This window comes from Stenotrophomonas sp. NA06056 (assembly GCF_013364355.1).
In the GTDB taxonomy this organism is placed as follows: domain Bacteria; phylum Pseudomonadota; class Gammaproteobacteria; order Xanthomonadales; family Xanthomonadaceae; genus Stenotrophomonas.
Map to the genome: position 1 here is coordinate 696,840 of NZ_CP054931.1, position 17,002 is coordinate 713,841.

17 protein-coding genes are annotated in these 17,002 nt (G+C 67.0%); 11 read left to right on the forward strand and 6 right to left on the reverse strand.

Features of this window, described 5'->3' with window-relative positions; translation table 11 throughout:
- Positions 1–78 precede the first annotated feature (78 nt).
- Positions 79–1,200 carry an HDOD domain-containing protein gene (locus HUT07_RS03055; RefSeq protein ID WP_176019684.1) on the reverse strand — a complete coding sequence of 374 codons (1,122 nt, stop codon included), beginning with the start codon at positions 1,198–1,200 and terminating at the stop codon, positions 79–81.
- Positions 1,201–1,351: 151 nt separating this feature from the next.
- The gene (ppa, locus tag HUT07_RS03060; protein ID WP_025874161.1) at positions 1,352–1,888 is read right to left on the reverse strand and encodes an inorganic diphosphatase; all 537 of its coding nucleotides are present in this window, start codon (positions 1,886–1,888) and stop codon (positions 1,352–1,354) included.
- A gap of 183 nt (positions 1,889–2,071) precedes the next feature.
- Between ppa and HUT07_RS03065 the strand changes: the two genes are divergently transcribed.
- The 4 genes from HUT07_RS03065 to HUT07_RS03080 all read left to right on the forward strand — a co-directional run bounded on the left by HUT07_RS03065 (position 2,072) and on the right by HUT07_RS03080 (position 7,394).
- Positions 2,072–2,545 carry a hypothetical protein gene (locus HUT07_RS03065; RefSeq protein WP_176019685.1) on the forward strand — a complete coding sequence of 158 codons (474 nt, stop codon included), beginning with the start codon at positions 2,072–2,074 and terminating at the stop codon, positions 2,543–2,545.
- Between the two features lie 72 nt (positions 2,546–2,617).
- The gene (locus HUT07_RS03070) at positions 2,618–3,118 is read left to right on the forward strand and encodes an RNA polymerase sigma factor (RefSeq protein WP_176019686.1); all 501 of its coding nucleotides are present in this window, start codon (positions 2,618–2,620) and stop codon (positions 3,116–3,118) included.
- Positions 3,119–3,222: 104 nt separating this feature from the next.
- Positions 3,223–4,155, forward strand: a complete 933-nt coding sequence (locus tag HUT07_RS03075; protein ID WP_176019687.1) for a FecR domain-containing protein — start codon at positions 3,223–3,225, stop codon at positions 4,153–4,155.
- A gap of 320 nt (positions 4,156–4,475) precedes the next feature.
- On the forward strand, positions 4,476–7,394 hold the full coding sequence (locus HUT07_RS03080) for a TonB-dependent receptor (RefSeq protein ID WP_176019688.1): 2,919 nt from the start codon (positions 4,476–4,478) through the stop codon (positions 7,392–7,394).
- A gap of 115 nt (positions 7,395–7,509) precedes the next feature.
- Here HUT07_RS03080 and HUT07_RS03085 read toward each other — a convergent pair whose 3' ends face one another.
- Positions 7,510–7,767: a DUF2789 domain-containing protein gene (locus HUT07_RS03085; RefSeq protein WP_176019689.1), complete on the reverse strand. Its 258-nt coding sequence runs from the start codon at positions 7,765–7,767 to the stop codon at positions 7,510–7,512.
- 109 nt (positions 7,768–7,876) lie between these two features.
- On the opposite strand from HUT07_RS03085, the gene HUT07_RS03090 reads away from it, so the two are divergent.
- The 5 genes from HUT07_RS03090 to HUT07_RS03110 are packed head-to-tail and all read left to right on the forward strand — an operon-like array spanning position 7,877 to position 10,830.
- On the forward strand, positions 7,877–8,464 hold the full coding sequence (locus HUT07_RS03090) for a biliverdin-producing heme oxygenase (RefSeq protein ID WP_176019690.1): 588 nt from the start codon (positions 7,877–7,879) through the stop codon (positions 8,462–8,464).
- Between the two features lie 34 nt (positions 8,465–8,498).
- A complete protein-coding gene (locus HUT07_RS03095) occupies positions 8,499–8,966 on the forward strand; it encodes a YbaN family protein (RefSeq protein ID WP_176019691.1) in 468 nt (155 codons plus the stop codon).
- Positions 8,953–9,681, forward strand: a complete 729-nt coding sequence (gene exbB, locus HUT07_RS03100) for a tonB-system energizer ExbB (RefSeq protein WP_176019692.1) — start codon at positions 8,953–8,955, stop codon at positions 9,679–9,681. Before HUT07_RS03095 ends, exbB begins: the two co-directional genes overlap by 14 nt.
- A 10-nt stretch (positions 9,682–9,691) precedes the next feature.
- Positions 9,692–10,117 (forward strand): TonB system transport protein ExbD, encoded by a 426-nt coding sequence (gene exbD / locus HUT07_RS03105; RefSeq protein WP_176019693.1) that lies wholly within the window; start codon positions 9,692–9,694, stop codon positions 10,115–10,117.
- Complete coding sequence (locus HUT07_RS03110) at positions 10,114–10,830, forward strand: energy transducer TonB (protein WP_176019694.1); 717 nt, start codon at positions 10,114–10,116, stop codon at positions 10,828–10,830. Before exbD ends, HUT07_RS03110 begins: the two co-directional genes overlap by 4 nt.
- Positions 10,831–10,920: 90 nt before the next feature.
- On the opposite strand, the gene HUT07_RS03115 is transcribed toward HUT07_RS03110, so the two are convergent.
- Entirely contained in the window at positions 10,921–12,948 is a 2,028-nt protein-coding gene (locus HUT07_RS03115; RefSeq protein WP_176019695.1) for a sodium-translocating pyrophosphatase, read from the reverse strand.
- A gap of 306 nt (positions 12,949–13,254) precedes the next feature.
- On the opposite strand from HUT07_RS03115, the gene HUT07_RS03120 reads away from it, so the two are divergent.
- Positions 13,255–13,758, forward strand: coding sequence for a hypothetical protein (locus HUT07_RS03120; protein WP_176019696.1), 504 nt, complete (start codon positions 13,255–13,257; stop codon positions 13,756–13,758).
- 137 nt (positions 13,759–13,895) lie between these two features.
- Here the strand turns inward: HUT07_RS03120 and HUT07_RS03125 are convergent, their stop codons facing one another.
- Together HUT07_RS03125 and HUT07_RS03130 are read right to left on the reverse strand one after the other, a co-directional pair.
- A complete protein-coding gene (locus HUT07_RS03125) occupies positions 13,896–14,690 on the reverse strand; it encodes a hypothetical protein (RefSeq protein ID WP_176019697.1) in 795 nt (264 codons plus the stop codon).
- A 164-nt stretch (positions 14,691–14,854) separates the two neighbouring features.
- The gene (locus tag HUT07_RS03130) at positions 14,855–16,111 is read right to left on the reverse strand and encodes a 6-phosphofructokinase (protein WP_176019698.1); all 1,257 of its coding nucleotides are present in this window, start codon (positions 16,109–16,111) and stop codon (positions 14,855–14,857) included.
- Positions 16,112–16,247: 136 nt separating this feature from the next.
- On the opposite strand from HUT07_RS03130, the gene HUT07_RS03135 reads away from it, so the two are divergent.
- Positions 16,248–16,811, forward strand: coding sequence for an adenylate kinase (locus HUT07_RS03135; protein ID WP_025874177.1), 564 nt, complete (start codon positions 16,248–16,250; stop codon positions 16,809–16,811).
- Positions 16,812–17,002: the final 191 nt, after the last annotated feature.

Sequence of the window (17,002 nt, forward strand, 5' to 3'; positions counted from 1 at the left end):
GAACTTCCCGGCACAACGAAAAAAGGCAGGCCACGCGGCCTGCCTTTCATTCCCTGCGTACTCGCCCGAGACTGCGCCTCAGGCGTCGCTCGGCACCAGCCCCATCAGGCTGTTGGCATGCTCGCGCCACTGCGGCAGCTTGTTCAGCACGCCCGCGCGCTGCAGATAGTCCTCATCCACCGGATCGCCGTTGACCAGTGCGAGCGCCACGTGCACCGCACCGGTCACCCAGAAGCTGCGGGTGTTGGCGCGCTGCGGCTGCAGATGGAACGCCACCGCCTCGATGATCGGCATCGGCAGGCCCCACAGGCCAAGCAGGTAGGCACCCGCTTCGGCATGGCCGGGGCGGTCGTCGTCCGCCCGCTCGGGTTCGCTGCGCTCGTTGCGCACGCCCGGCAGCAGCAGGCCGATGTCGGCCAGCAGCGCGGCGGTGGCACCGAGTTCGGCGCTGGAGTCGGGCAGCAGGCGTGCGGCCAATCGCGAGGCCATCAAGGCACGCTGCTGCAGCGAGTTGCGTTCGGCGCCGGACAAGGTCGGTGCGGAGAACACTTCGCTGGCCAGCACCAGGTCGCGCAGTGTCGCCAGGCCCAGGCGGGTCACGGCCGTACGCAGGTCGGCGATGGTGCGGCCCTGGCTGAAGAACGCCGAATTGGACAGTTGCAGCACCTTGGCTGCGATCGCCGGGTCGGCGGCGACCAGTTTGGCCACGTCGGCGCTGTCGGCGTCGTCGTCATGTTCCAGCGCCTGGGTCAGGCTCAGGTACAAATGCGGCGGCGAGGGCAGCTTCTCGATGCGGCCGATGGCATCGCGCAGGCGCGGGCTGTCCAGCACGTCGCGCAGCTCTTCCAGGCTGGTCAATGCTTCCAGCAGCACTTCCGGTGCCAACGGCAATGGCAGGAAGCGATGGGCGACACCGATCAGGCGTGCCGGCGGCGGCCGGTTGCCATGCTGCGCATCGACAAGTGCGATGCGGATGGTCTCCGGGCGCAAGGTGCGGATCTGCCCCAGCAACGTGGTCGCGTTGAGATCGGGCAATTGCGGACAGACGATCACCGCGTCCACGCCCTGGGTGGCGACCGCGGTCATCGCGGTATGGCCATCGGTGGCGGTCAGCGGCTGCCAGTCTTCCCCAAGATCGGCAATGAATTCGGTCAGCTCAGCCGGCAGGCTGGCTGTATCCCCTACAAGCAGAATACGCACGACACATTCCCCTGGCTGTCTCGACGGTCGATGTCGAAGACGTGTGAAGTGACGCAATTTACCTAATACGGCGGCAAAGGTGATGTGCCGCCGTCATGAAACGTGACCCGCATCGCTCCGACGCCGCGCGCCGGAGCAATGCTGTTCAGTCTCAGGCCTTGCTGTCGAGGTGGCGCTGGTGCGCCTCGATCAGGATCTGCTTGGCCTCAGCGGCGCCGCCCCAACCGTCCAGCTTGACCCACTTGCCCTTCTCCAGGTCCTTGTAGTGCTCGAAGAAGTGGCCGATGCGCTCCAGCCAGTGGCTGGACACCTGCTCGATGTCTTCCACGTGGGCGTAGCCGCCGAATACCTTGGTGACCGGCACGGCCAGGATCTTCTCGTCGCTGCCGGCCTCATCGCTCATCTTCAGCACGCCGACCGGACGGCAGCGCACCACCGAACCCGGAACCAGCGGCAGCGGCAGCACCACCAGCACGTCGGCCGGATCGCCGTCGCCGCACAGGGTGCTCGGCACGTAGCCGTAGTTGCAGGGGTAGCGCATCGGGGTGGAGAGGATGCGGTCGACGAAGATCGCGCCGGTTTCCTTGTCCACTTCGTACTTCACCGGCTCGGAATCCTTCGGGATCTCGATGATGACGTTGATTTCTTCCGGCGGGTTCTTGCCGGGCGAGACGAGTTCCAGACCCATGGTGTGCTCCAGGTGGGGGATGTAGACGGATAGCTCTCCATTTTATGCCTTTGCCGGTCGCTGTGCAGGGGAGGGGGCTGACGGCAGGGTGGGGCAGGGGCCCACCTCGACGGCCGGGGTTCACCGATGGGGCCGGCCGACGTGCGGGCGCAGGCTGGATGCACCTACCCGAGGAGCTCCCGCATGAAACCATCCGCCCTGTCCTTCGGCGTGTTCTGCGCGCTGCTGGTCGCACCTGCCGCCGAGGCCTTTCCCTACGTCGATCTGATCGATTACCCGCACCAGGAAGCCAACTGGGACCGCTTCTTCGCCCTGGAAGGCCGGCTGCAGCATGGTTTCGACGCGATCTGTGGCGACACCTTCTGCGAGGGTGAGTACAGCGACATCCAGGCGCTGCGCCTGCGTTGCTCGGTGGATGCGGTGCGCGGCACGGTGCATGAGTGCCTCTGGGCATTTGCCGCCAGTGATCTGGCTGTGTCGCGGAGTGACGGTGCGATCGTGGCCCGGCAGCCGACCTGGTTGTGCCGGCTGCCGCTGATGCCGGGTACTCCGGTGGAGGACTTCCATGCAGCCCTGGCGGCCCGCAATCCGCTGCATGATCCCTTGCCCGGCACGTCGGAGAGCGTCTACGACGGGTTGACCGGCTGCATTCATTGATGCGAACGTGACTGATTCGCATTAACGGAGTAGCATGCGCGGCGCCTTCCGCCTGCCGTCCCGGTTCCGCGCATGCCCTCCAATGCCGCCTCCCTCACTGAACTGCTGATCCGCGAGCGGCCTGCGCTGCTGCGCAGGGTGCAGCGCATCCTTGGGGGTGACAACGGCGCAGAGGACGTGATCCAGGCCGTGTGGTTCAAGGCACGGGGGGTTGACGACAGTCTGGCCATCGACAACCCGCGCGCCTATCTGTACCGGCTGGCCGCCAACCTGGCGACCGACCACGGCCGCGAATCGACCCGGCGCAACCGTTTGCTGGCCGACCACTACCTGTGGGGCCCGGACGAGGTGATCTCGACCGAGGAGCAGGCGATGGCGCAGGACGAGCTGCAGCGCGTTCTTGACGCAGCAGGGCACCTGCCGGAGCCGACCCGCACCATCTTCCGGCTGAATCGCCTGCAGGGGCTGACCCAGGCCGAGATCGCGCGCCGTCTTGGCGTATCGGTGACCACGGTCGAGAACCATGTGCGCGCGGCGCTGCAGCGCCTGGCCTGGGCGCGCAGCGGTCGATGATCGCCCGGGCTTGGGGATCAGCTTCGCTGAAACGTCTTGATCACTGGACCGTGGATGCGGTCTAGTTCTCCCGCCCGCGCTTGAATGCGCCTGTCTGCCAGCCGATGAGCCCGCCGAACATGTTGCCCGCCGCCAATGACGATGCCTTGGCCGAACAAGCCCGGAGCTGGATCGCGTGGCTGGCATCCGGCGATATCCGCGATGCGCGCATGCACGAGTTCGAGCGCTGGCTGCAACAGCCGGGACACCGTCGGGCCTTCGAGCACGAGCGTGCGCTGTGGCGTAACGTGGGCCCGCGCCCGCAGGCCGCGCCCGTCGAGCGACGCAGGCCGCATCGCCTGCGCTGGGCAATGGCGGCCGCGGCCGCGCTGGTGATGCTGGTTGCATGGCCGGAAGCCTGGCTGCGCCTGCAGGCCGATCACCGCAGCACGCATGTCGTGCAGAACGTGCAGCTGCCTGATGGCAGCCGCGCGGTGCTGGATGCGGACAGCGCAATCGCCGTGCGCTTCGACGCGGATGCACGCCAGATCGAACTGCTGCGCGGGCGTGCCTGGTTCGAGGTCAGTCCGGATGCGCATCGGCGCTTCAGCGTGCGTGCGGGCAATGGCGTGGTCGAGGACATCTCGACGGCGTTCACCGTCGCGCGTGGCGATGACCGGGTGGAAACCCAGGTCGGGCAGGGCAGGGTGCGCGTGGCCAGCCCGGCCGACGGCGGCTGGACGTACCTGCAGGTGGGCCAGCGTGCGGCCTATGGTGAGCACAGCGGCGTAACGCGTCTGCGGGATGTTTCCGCCGACAGCGTGGGTGCGTGGCGGCAGGGCGAGCTGCTGCTGGAGCAGGCCAGCGTCGCCGATGCTGTGCACTGGGTGGGACGCTATCGCGCCGGCCCGACCTTCGTGCGTGGTGATCTGTCGCGACTGCCGGCGGTCAGCGCGGCACTGCGCATCGATCGCCCGGAACAGGCACTGGATGCGCTGGCCGCGACAACAGGGCTGCAGGTCACCCGTCTTCCGTTCGGCGTCGCCATCGTGCAGTAGATCCACGCCATGCGTGGATGGAAGGTGCAGCCACCCCGCAGCCACGCATGGCGTGGCTCTACTGAACCATCCGACACCCGGCGGGTCCACGCCATGCGTGGATGATCATTGCCTCTGTGCCGACCAACGGTCGGCACCCACCGCCACCGCCGGGCGACCAACGGTCGGCACCCATCGCGACCGCAAATGCCCTTGGGGTTGTCGCGCGCCCATCCGTCTTACCTCGCGAACGTACCCGCCGCCGCCACGTACGTCGCCGTGTCCGCCTGTGTTGCGGATGACGCCGCGTTCGCGGCACCGATTACCTGACAGGTTCCCCCATGTTCGACTCCCACCGCCCGGGCCGTATGCTGCGCCCGTCCCGCCTGTGCATCGCATTGCTGGCTGCCGGCCTCGCCAGCGCCGCACCCTCCGTACTGGCGCAGAGTGTCAGCGGCGACCACACCGCCATTCAGCGCTTCGACATCGCGGCGCAGCCACTGGACGAAGCGCTGCGCAGCTACATGCGTCAGTCCGGCGTGCAGGTGGTGTATCCCGCATCGCTGGCGCATGGTGCAACCTCGCGTGCGGTCCGCGGCAACCTGTCGGCCGACGAGGCGCTGCAGCAGCTGCTGCAGGGCAGTGGCCTGGCAATGCGTCGGGTCAGCGCCGATGCGGTGACCCTGGAAGCAGCAACGCCGGTGCAGGCCGGCAGCGGCGTGATTGTCACCGACACACTGAGCGTGGCCGGCGACCGCGTTGACAGCAGCGCGGCCAGCGACGAAGCGCGCCTGCTCGACACCTATCGCAGCATCGGCTCCACCAGCACGCTCAATCGCACGCACCTGGAGCGCTTCCGCGGTACCTCCAACGGTGACATCGTCAAGGGCGTGGCCGGCGTTACCGCTGGCGATCCGCGCGTGGGCAACGGTTTCGACGTCAATATCCGCGGCATCCAGGGCCAGAGCAGGGTGCCGGTCATCATCGACGGTGGCCAGTCCAGCATGGACACCTACCGTGGCTATGCCGGCCAGTCGCAGCGCACCTATCTCGACCCGGACCTGATCTCCAGCCTGACCATCACCAAGGGCCCGAGCCTGCAGGCCAATGCGTCCGGTGGCATCGGTGGCGTGGTCGAAATGGAAACGCTGAATGTCGGTGACGTGCTGCGCGAGGGCCGCGACGTCGGTGTGCGCGTGCGCGGCGGACTGGCCAACGGCAGCGCCAACAACCTTCCCAGTTACGACGCCGCGCCGCGTAGTGATCGCAGCGCCACCGGCAGCCAGTTCTTCAACGTCGCCGCCGCCGGTCACTGGGATCGTTTCGATCTGGTGGCCGCCTACGCATACCGCGACAATGGCAACTACTTCTCCGGCAGCAAGGGCTACGACGACTTCCCGCAGACCCGTCGCACCCTGGCGCCGTTGAACCCGCCGCGTACCGAAGTGTTCAACACCTCCTCGCGCTCGAAGTCGACCCTGCTCAAGGGCACCTGGCGCATCGACGACGCGCAGACGCTGGAAGCCGGCTATCGCCGCTATGAAGGCACCGCCGGCGAGATCATGGCCTCGCAGATCATCCGCGTCGACCGCGACCGCGTGCCGCAATGGGACCCGGGCCACGTCGACATGGACAGCTACAGCCTGCGCTACCGCTTCAACCCGGACAGCGAGCTGATCGACCTGCGCGTCAACGCGTGGTACACCGACGCCGACAGCGTGATGTACAACAGCCTGACCGGCATCACCCCGTGGTACTTCGATCGCCGCACCGAGTGGTACGACGCGCCCAGCTTCAGCGGCAATCCCGGCTACAAGGATGCCTACCGCAACCCGCTGCGGCAGAAGCGTTTCGGCCTGGATGCCAGCAACACTTCGGTGTTCGACAGCAGTGCCGGCCGCTTCACTCTCGATTACGGTCTGTCCTACAGCGATGAGGACATCGCTCCGGGCAGCTCTGGCCCGATCATGCACGACGACCTGGTCAACAACCGCTTCCTGCGCAATGCCGAGCGCAAGGAATACAGCGCGGTAGCGTCGCTGAAGTGGGCGCCGGACGAACACTGGGAAATGCTGCTGGGCGGGCGGTGGAACCGCGTGGACGTGCATGACCGCAACCGCCTGGCCACGCCGGACGGATACGAAGTCCAAGGCCAGTACCGTTACACCGAACTGCTCAACGGCAATCCCAAGCTGCCGTCGTGGCGGGCCAAGCGCATTGCCCTGTTGAACTGGTATCCGGACGCGAACGGAAATTTCACCCAGGAATCGCTGCTGGCTTCGCCGTACAAGAAGGGTACCGTCGGCGACATCGGTGGTTGGAACTTCTATGACGCCGATGCTGCAGAGGACCTGAAAGTGCCGGTGAGCTGGAGCTGGTCGCAGCCGATCCGCCGTCGTGACAGCGCGTTCTCGCCGACGGCCAGCGTGGCCTTCCGTTTCAGCGAAGACAGCATGGTCTACCTGAAGTACGCCGAAGGCACCAAGCTGCCGAGCCTGTTCGAGACCACGCTGGGCCTGTTCACTGCGGCCAAGCCGGTGGACGAACTCAAGCCCGAGCGTGCGCACAGCTGGGAACTGGGCGCCAGCACGATTCAGCACGACCTGTTCACCGCCGGTGACCGCCTGGCGCTGAAGCTGGCGTACTTCGATACCCGCATCGATGACCTGATCACCCGCGACTACCGCACGTTGTCGGCCGGCCTGATCCGCAACGTCGACCGCTTCAAGGTGTCGGGCATGGAGTTCCAGTCCAGCTATGACAGCGGCAAGGTGTTTGCCGATCTGTCGGCGCACTATTACTTCAAGGCCAAGACCTGCGCACCGGACATCGCTGCCGAGCGCCGCGCGTACGGCGTGCAGCGCAGGAACGCAGAGCTGGCCGGCACGCCGGACTGCGTGGATGGCGGCTTCGAAGGCTCCTACAGCAACACCCAGAACCCGCCGCGCTACATGGTCAACCTGACAGTGGGCTCACGCCTGTTCGACGAGCGGCTGACCTTCGGCACCCGCGTGGTCCACAACGCGGGCCCGATCAGCAAGCTGGACAAGGAATGGAACGTCGGTCTGTCGGCGATCCAGCAGCTGTACCGGCCGACCACGCTGGTGGATCTGTTCGCCAGCTGGAGCTTCAACGACCAGTTGTCGGTGGAAGCGAACGTGGACAACGTGACCGACCGCTACTACCTGGATCCACTGGCGTTGGGCGTGATGCCGGCCCCGGGCCGCACCGCGCGGCTGGCGCTGACCTGGAAGTACTGATCAACCCTCCACGCATGGTGTGGATCTATTGACGATCTGCAAGGGTGGGTGCGGACCTTGGTCCGCACCGCATTCGCCATGCAATCGGTAGCGCCGGGCCATGCCCGGCGCCTGCTTACAACCCGGTTGCTGCCTTTACCGCTTCTTCATGCAGCGACTCGTTCAGCTCATCGACCACCGTGCTCCACGCCGCATCGGCCTGCAGTGACTCGGACAGGAACTGGCGCTGGGCATCGCTCCAGTAAGGTGCCTCGGCCACTTCCACATCGGCGGCCAGTTGGTGTTCGCGGATGAAGCGGGCGATGCCCTCGGCGCTGGCGTCCAGGCCCAGCTGCAGGAACAGGTTGGTCATGCGCGGCTCGGTGGTGATCATCGTCGGTTCCGGGTGGAAGAAGGGGGAAGGCCCATTATCGGCACACACGGGCTTGGGGATAGCCCCACGGCAGACGTCTACAGCACGACGACCCTCCTGGCATTCCCCCATGAACGCACACATCGCTCCCGAAGACAGCCGCAGCCTGCGGCTCAAGGCCGCCACCCGCGACAGTCACGGCGCGCTGGACAAGCGCATCATGGCCGGCGACATCTTCGCCGACCGCAGCAACTTCGCCCGTTTCCTGCGCGTGCAGTACCGCTTCCATCGCAGCATCGACGCGTTGTATGCCAACCCTGCGCTGGACACACTGCTGCCCGATCTCGGTGAACGCCGCCGCCTGACTCAGGTCGCGCGCGACCTGCAGGACCTGGAACAGACCCTGCCGGACGCCTACATCCCCGCGCTGCAGGCGGACCTGGCGCTACCCGCAGCACTGGGCTGGCTGTACGTGGCCGAAGGCTCCAACCTGGGCGGCACCGTGCTGTACAAGATGGCGGCCAAGCTCGGCCTGGACCGCGATTTCGGCGCCCGTCACCTGGCGGCGCATCCCGATGGTGCCGCGCGCCACTGGCGCGAGTTCACCGCTGCGCTGGATGCGGTACCGCTGAGTGCCGAGCAGGAGCAGCAGGTGATCGATGCGGCCGATGCCGCGTTCCGCAGCGTGCACGGCCACGTCGAAGTGGAATTCGCCTGATGAAGAACGCCTACCGCGCGCAGGCGCAGGGCTGATGCGCTGGCTCTGGTTCGCGCTGGGATGGGTGATGGTCGGTCTCGGGGTGATCGGTGCGCTGCTGCCGGTAATGCCGACCACCATCTTCCTGATCCTGGCGGTGGGCTGCTTCGCGCGCAGCTCGCCGAAGTTCGAGCAGCGCCTGCTGGCGCATCCGCGCTATGGCCCGTCGTTGCGGTTGTGGCGCGAGCAGGGCGCGGTGTCGCGCAAGGGCAAGGCATTCGCCAGCGCCGGCATGGCGGTGGGATTCGCGATGTTCTGCTGGGGCGCCCATCCCTCATGGCGCCTGCTGCTGGGCGTGGGCCTGTTCTTCGCGGTCAGCGCCGGCTATGTGCTCAGTCGACCAGCACCACGCCTTGAACCCACGCCGCTGGTGGACGTGGACGACGCCCATGATCCGCGCACGGCCCGCCGCCGTGCTGCATCCCCTGATTCTGATGGAACCCGAGACGATGCTGCCTGCTGACCTGGCCCCTGTGGCTACCCCCGCCCTGACCCCGTGGGGCATGTACCTGGCCGCCGACGTGGTGGTGAAAGGGGTGATGATCGCGCTGGCCCTGGCGTCGCTGGCTACCTGGACCGTGCTGCTGGCCAAGGGCTGGGAACTGGCTCGGCAGGCGCGGCAGCTGCGAGCGGCGCGCGCGCTGTTGCTGCAGGCGGCAAGCCTGCCCAACGAACACGCGGATGCCAGCGTGCAGCAGGGCGCCGCGCTGGCGATGCTGGACGCCGCGCGCACCGAACTGCGCCTGTCGCAGGAGCTGGGTGGCCGCGACGGCATCAAGGAGCGCATCGCCTCGCGGCTGGATCGCATCGAACTGGAAACCGCGCGCGTGCAGCGGCGCGGCATCGGCGTGCTCGCCAGCATCGGCGCGGTGGCGCCGTTCGTCGGCCTGTTCGGCACGGTGTGGGGCATCATGAACAGTTTCATTGGCATTGCCCACAGCAACACCACCAATCTGGCAGTGGTTGCACCGGGTATCGCCGAGGCCCTGCTGGCAACCGCGTTGGGCCTGGTTGCGGCAATTCCTGCCGTGCTGGTCTACAACCACTTCAGCCGCGTGCTGGCCGGTCTGCGTGGTCTGCTCGGCGATCTGTCGGCAGCCGTGCAGCAGCTGGTCTCGCGCGATCTTGATCGTGCCGTGCCGCGTACCGCAGCGGCGCCGCTGCGTGCGGTGCATTGAGGGACGACTGATGGCGATCAGGACCGCGTCCGACCGTGACGATGCCCCCGAAGAAGCGCACGAGATCAATGTCACGCCCTTCATCGACGTGATGCTGGTGCTGTTGATCATCTTCATGGTGGCCGCACCGCTGGCCACCGTGTCGGTGCCGGTGCAGCTGCCAGCCAGCAGCGCCAGTGCTACGCCGCCGGAATCGGCGCCGGTGTACGTGACCGTGCAGGCCGATCTGTCGCTGCGCGTCGGTGAGCAGGCGGTGGCACGTGATGGGTTGGCGGCTGCATTGCAGGCGGCCACCCACGGTGACACCACGCAACGCCTGTTCCTGCGCGCCGATACGCGTGTGCCTTACGGCGAACTGATGGCGACATTGGATGCGTTGCGTGCGGCGGGCTACCTGAAGGTGGCGCTGGTTGGCCTGGAGCAGGGCGCGCGATGAGCGGACTGCGGCGCTGGGCGACCAGCCTGGCGATCGTGCTGCTGGTGCATGCGCTGCTGATCGGTGCAGGCTGCTGGTGGGCAGCGCGTGCGCCGTCGCTGGCGGTGGCACCGCCTGCGGCGCTGATGCTCGAACTGGCGCCGATGGCACAGGCGCCGTCGGTGCCGCCACGCGAGGTCGCCACCGGGCCGCTGCAGCAGCAACAGCAGCGGCAGGCGCCGAAACCGGCCCTGCGTGAGCAACCCAAGGCGCCATTGCAGCCGCAGGGTGACCTGCCACCGCCGCGTGCGCCGGAGCCGACACCCTCGCCGGACAGCGCCGACGCCAACGTCGCGCAGACCAGCGCGCCACCACAGGTGGCCGCCGATGCGGCCACGCGCTACACCGCACCGCAGACCGCTTCCGGTGAGCGCAGTCGTGCCGAGGCGACCTGGGAAGGGCGCCTGCTGGGGCACCTGCAGAAGCACCGGCGCTACCCGCGCCAGGCCGAGCGGCTGCGCCAGCAGGGGGTGGTCTACGTGCGCTTCGCGGTGGCCCGCGATGGCGTGGTCTCCGCCATGAAGCTGGGCCGCAGCAGTGGCTTCGCACTGCTCGACCAGGAGACGTTGGACACCGTGCAGCGCGCCAGCCCTGTACCGGCGCCGCCGGCCGAAGTGGCCGGCGACCCGGTGGAAGTGATGGTGCCGGTGTCGTTCTTCCTGCGCGGGCGGTGAGGGCACCGGCGGCTGTCATCCACGCATGGCGTGGATCTACCCGAGCGCCGCCAATCGACATCGGAGCCGTCATCCACGCATGGCGTGGATCTACAGCAGCGGCACCAGCAGCAGCGCGACGATGTTGATGATCTTGATCAGCGGATTGATCGCCGGGCCGGCGGTGTCTTTGTACGGGTCACCGACGGTATCGCCGGTCACCGCGGCCTTGTGCGCCTCGCTGCCCTTGCCGCCGAAGTGGCCGTCCTCGATGTACTTCTTGGCGTTGTCCCAGGCGCCGCCGCCGGTGGTCATCGAAATGGCCACGAACAGGCCGGTGACGATCGTGCCGATCAGCAGGCCGCCCAGCGCGCGTGGCCCCAGCAGCAGGCCGACCACCACCGGCACCGCCACCGGCAGCAGTGACGGCACGATCATTTCGCGGATCGCCGAGCGGGTCAGCATGTCCACGGCCCTGTCGTACTGCGGCTTGGCGGTGCCCTGCATGATGCCGGGGATCTCGCGGAACTGCCGCCGCACTTCCTCCACCACCGCGCCCGCTGCGCGGCCGACCGCTTCCATCGCCATCGCGCCGAACAGGTAGGGAATCAGGCCACCGATCAGCAGGCCGATGATCACGGTGTGATCGCTGAGGTCGAAGCGGAACTCCTGGCCGGGATTGGCCGCCTGCAGGTTGTGGGTGTAGTCGGCGAACAGCACCAGCGCGGCCAGTGCTGCCGAACCGATCGCATACCCCTTGGTGACCGCCTTGGTGGTATTGCCCACAGCATCGAGGGGATCGGTGATGTCGCGGATCTCCGAGGGCAGCTCGGCCATTTCGGCGATGCCACCGGCGTTGTCGGTGATCGGCCCGTAGGCATCGAGTGCGACGATCATGCCCGCCATCGACAGCATGGCGGTGGCCGCGATGGCGATGCCGTACAGGCCGGCCAGGGCATACGCACCCCAGATTGCCGCGCACACCGCGATCACCGGCAGCGCGGTGGACTTCATGGAAATGCCGAGGCCGGCGATGATGTTGGTGCCATGGCCGGTGGTCGAGGCCTGCGCCACGTGCTGCACCGGCTTGTACTGGGTGCCGGTGTAGTACTCGGTGATCCACACGATCAGGCCGGTCAGCACCAGGCCGATCAGCGCGCAGCCGTACAGCGCGATGGGACCATGCACGTTGTCGGCCATCAGCCCGGTGGTGATCGGGTAGAACGCGATTGCGGCCAGCACGCCTGAGACGATCACGCCCTTGTACAGCGCGCCCATGATCGAACCGCCCGGCTTCACCTTGACGAACAACGCACCGATGATCGAAGCGATGATCGATACACCGCCCAGCACCAGCGGATACAGCACCGCGTTGGCGCCTGCTTCGGCCAGCATCAGGCTGCCCAGCAGCATGGTGGCGATCACGGTGACCGCATAGGTCTCGAACAGGTCGGCGGCCATGCCGGCGCAGTCGCCGACGTTGTCACCGACGTTGTCGGCGATCACAGCCGGATTGCGCGGGTCATCCTCGGGAATCCCCGCTTCGACCTTGCCGACCAGATCGGCGCCGACGTCTGCACCCTTGGTGAAGATGCCGCCGCCCAGGCGCGCGAAGATCGAGATCAGCGATGAGCCGAAGGCCAGGCCGACCAGCGCATGCAGCGCCTGTTCCATCGGCAGGCCCAACCGCAGCAGCAGTGCGTAGTAGCCGGCCACGCCCAGCAGGCCCAGGCCGACCACCAGCATGCCGGTGATCGCACCGCCGCGGAACGCAACATCCATCGCCGCACTGATGCCATGCCGTGCGGCCTCGGCGGTGCGCACGTTGGCGCGCACCGACACGTTCATGCCGATGTAGCCGGCTGCGCCGGATAGCACCGCACCGACCGCGAAGCCGATCGCGGTGTACCAGCTGATGAAGATGCCGACCAGCACGAACAGCACCACGCCGGCGATGCCGATGGTCAGGTACTGGCGGTTGAGGTAAGCGCGTGCGCCTTCCTGGATGGCCGTGGCGATGGCGACCATGCGTTCATTGCCGGTGGGTTGGCGCAGGATCCAGCGCGCCGAGACGATTCCGAACAGGATCGCGAGAATGGCGCAGCCCAGCGCCAATGAAAGCCCGTGACGTTCCAGCATTAGACCCCTCCGCTAAATGGATGGACAAGCATCCAGTGGCGATGAACTGCACCACGAGGGGGACGACGGGCTGCAGCCTGGAACCAACCCGTACCGACCTTGGTGGTCGTCCGACGTATGGCGGTGTTCAGCATTCCCTGGTGCCCGCAGTATGCGTGTACCCGCGCCTGGATGGTAGCGCCGGGCCGCGCCCGGCGAGCGCAGCGGTTGCTGCACCGACGTCATATCCGTCGTCCCTGTCACCACCTTTGCACCCCGTTAAGCCAGCCTCTGCAAGCCTGCGCGCAGTCCTGTCGGAGAATCCTCATGCGCCTGTCCTTGTTGATGCTTGCTGTCCTGGCCCCGGCCACGTCTGCCCTCGCAGCGGAAGCACCCGAACTGCAGCGCGCTGTCGGTGCACCGCAGGCGGTCGGCGCGGTGCATACGCTGCGGCAGATTCCAGAAGCCTGTGCCCGCCTTGAAGGCGCTTTCACTGGTCAGGCCGCGGAGCCCTATCGTTTCTCGGCGGTGCGCACCAGCGAGCAGTGCCAGCCGCGTGCACGCTTCGTCGACTACGCCAAGGCACAACCGAGCGCCGACAAGGGCTGGAAACTCAATGATGTGATCCGTGTTCCGAATGCGGCCTGCCCGGCGCAGCAGGCGGTGGTGCGCGTGTGGCGTCTGCCGGTGAACAACGCCCAGGCGCTGGATGGGCAGGGACAGTCGCGCATCTACCTGGAAGAAGCCAAGAAGCAGGCCGCCGCCGGCAAGATTCCGCAGGTGACCATGTTCGCCGCGCAGCTGCAGATGGAAGGCAAGGCCTGCAATTGAGGCCGAGCATCCACGCCTCGCGTGGATCTACTGGAAGGGAGACCCGGGTAGTGCCGGCCGCTGGCCGGAAACCCCGTGATCAAAATGAAAAGGCCCGGGCGCTCGCGCGCCCGGGCCTTTCCTCATGCCGGCAGCGGTCAGTTGCCGCGGCAATCCTTCAGCCACAGCACGCGGCCGATCTGGTCATAACTGTCGACCACACCGGTCAAGGTCACCTTCTCGCGCGGGCGCAGGGCCAGCGCATACGCAGCCTGGTTGGCGGCGAACGAACAGGAAATGGCCACGCGCTCGAAGTCGATGCTGCCATCGCTGGGCAGGTCGAAGCTGGTGTTGTAGGTACCCCCGCTGCGCAGCACCGTGGTGATGCGGCCGGTGATGGCGTAGGTCTTGCCCTTGTAGCGCGGCTCGACCGCAGCCGGGTTGTCCTTGTTCTGGTTGCGCAGCTGGAAGCCGAAGCGCTCAGCCGCGACGGTCACCACCGACGCCTGCGGGGCGGTCCTGGCTGCCTGTTCGCCGGCCTTGCCGGGCTTGATCTGGTTGAGCAGCTTGCACATTTCATCGCGCACGCCGTCGGCCGAAGCAATGGCACCCTTGTTGACTTTCACCACCATGCCGACGGTGCCCTGGCCGCCTTCTGAGGTGGCGCTGATGATCATCGGAATCGGCTTGTGGGCCATGGTTTCCGGTTCTTCGATCAGCATGGAGCCGCCTTCCGCATCCTCGCTGAGGACATCCATGTTGGCATTCTTGGCAATTACCCGCATCTGGCCGATGGCGCTGGCCACGGTCAGGTCCGGCTGGGTGACCGACGAGGTGAAGGTGGTGCCGACGAAGGGATTGCCCTTCTTCTGGAAGTTGCTTTCGCAGGTCGCAGCGAAGGCCGGCGCAGCAGCGCCGCACAGCAGGGCAGCGATCAGGATCGGGTGCTTCATGGTTACAGTCCTTGTGAAATGGCAGCACGGGCCCGGGCCTTGCGGCCGGGCAGTGTCGAATCTGGCTTGCGGCGACCCCTTTGCCCCGGGCCGGAGCCCGATTGTGGAGCGCTTCGGCGGTCGCCGCAATGCGCCCTGCGCTCCGCGCGGGGCGCAGGAGGGCTTCAACCCTCGAACGTCGGCAGCTTCTGCTTCACCGCGACATTCTTCAGCGTCACATACTTCGGCAGGCCATCGGTGCCATACGGAAGCGGCGCTTCGCCCTTGATCAACGGCGACAGGTAGGCGCGCGCCTTGGCGGTGATGCCGAAGCCATCGCGACGGATGAAGCTGGCCGGCATCTTCTTCTCATGGTTGGCGATCTTCGACAGCGGTGCGGCTTCGATCTTCCAGCGATACGGCACATCGCTGCTGCGCACGATCACCGGCATCACTCCGTTCTGGCCCTTCAACGCCAGCTGCACGGCGGCCTTGCCGACCGCCTGTGCCTGCTCCCAGTCGGTTTTGCTGGCCAGGTGGCGGGCCGAGCGCTGCAGGTAGTCGGGCAGCGCCCAGTGCACCTTCAGACCCAGCTGGTCCTTGACCCGCCCGGCCAGGTGCGCGGCCACGCCGCCCAGCTGCGCATGGCCGAAGGAGTCCTTGCCGCCGCCGGCGTCGGCGACGAAGCGGCCGTCGGCGGTGGCGATGCCTTCCGAGGCCACCACCACGCAGTAGCCCACGCGTGCGACCACGGCCTTGACCTTGGCCAGGAACGCCGCCTCGTCATAGGCACGTTCGGGCAGCAGGATGATGTGCGGGGCGTCGTCATCGCCGTTGCCAGCCAGGCCGGCAGCCGCGGCCAGCCAGCCGGCGTGGCGGCCCATCGCCTCATAGATGAAGACACGGGTGGAGGTCTCGGCCATCGCCGCCACGTCCAGGGCCGCTTCGCGTACGGACACCGCCGTGTACTTGGCCGCCGAGCCGAAGCCGGGGCAGGTGTCGGTCACCGCCAGATCGTTGTCGATGGTCTTGGGTACGCCAATGCAGGTCAGGTCGTAGCCGGAGGCCTTGGCCAGCTGCGAGACCTTCAGCGCGGTATCGGCCGAGTCGTTGCCGCCGTTGTAGAGGAACCAGCGCACGTCGTGGGCGCGCAGGACCTCCAGCAGGCGGTCGTAACGGGCACGGTCGGCCTCCAGTGATTTCAGCTTGACCCGGCACGAGCCGAACGCGCCGCCGGGGGTGTGGGCCAGGGCGCGGATGGCCGCAGCACTCTCCTTGCTGGTGTCGATCAGCTCCTCGCGCAGGGCGCCGAGAATGCCGTTGCGCGCGGCCAGGACCTTGATTCCCTTGGCGCGGGCCTGTTCGATCACCGCCGCGGCAGTGGCGTTGATGACGGCGGTGACGCCGCCGGACTGGGCGTAAAGGAGGGTGCCATTGCGCATGCTTTTACCTGCTCGGGGGAGGGGACATTGCAGGGACATTACCCGGATGCGCTAAAGTGGCGCTATTGCGGTGCAGCGATACCGGGCCGTCCGGGACGCGAACCTTCTTTATTTTCAACACGTTGGAGTCAGGTCAATGCGATTGGTTCTGTTGGGACCGCCCGGTTCGGGCAAGGGGACACAGGCGACGCGCCTGAAGGAAAAGCTCGAGATCGCCCACATTTCCACTGGCGACATGCTGCGCGCGGAAATCGCCGCCGGCTCCGAGCTGGGCAAGCAGGCCAAGTCGGTGATGGATGCCGGCAATCTGGTGTCCGATGAGATTCTGCTGGGTATGCTGAAGTCGCGCCTGGCCCAGGCCGATGTCGCCAAGGGCTTCATCCTGGACGGCTATCCGCGCAATGTGGCCCAGGCCAACGCGCTGGACGGCATGCTGGCTGAAATCGGCCAGCCGCTGGACGCTGTGGTGCAGCTGGACGTGGCCACTGAACTGCTGGTCGAGCGCATCGCTGGCCGTGCGCAGGAGCAGGGCCGCGCCGACGACAATCCGGAATCGGTGCGCAAGCGCCTGCAGGTCTACACCGAGCAGACCGCTCCGGTGGTCGACTTCTACGCCGGTCGTGGCACCCTGGCCCGCGTCGATGGCGTCGGCGAGCTGGACGAGATCGAAGCCCGCATCCTGGCCGCGATCAAGCGCTGACCTGCCTGGCCGGTCGATGCCGGCCACCGCAGGCGCAAAAAAAACAGGCCTGATCCGCGAGGATCAGGCCTGTTTCGTTTCATAGGTGCCAGCAAAGGGCTTGCTCAGGGCCCCCACAGCATGAGCTCCCTTGGGGATGGCCTCTTGGGGAGTAGGACCGGTTCGGGTACTGCGGCTGGCATCCTGAATTG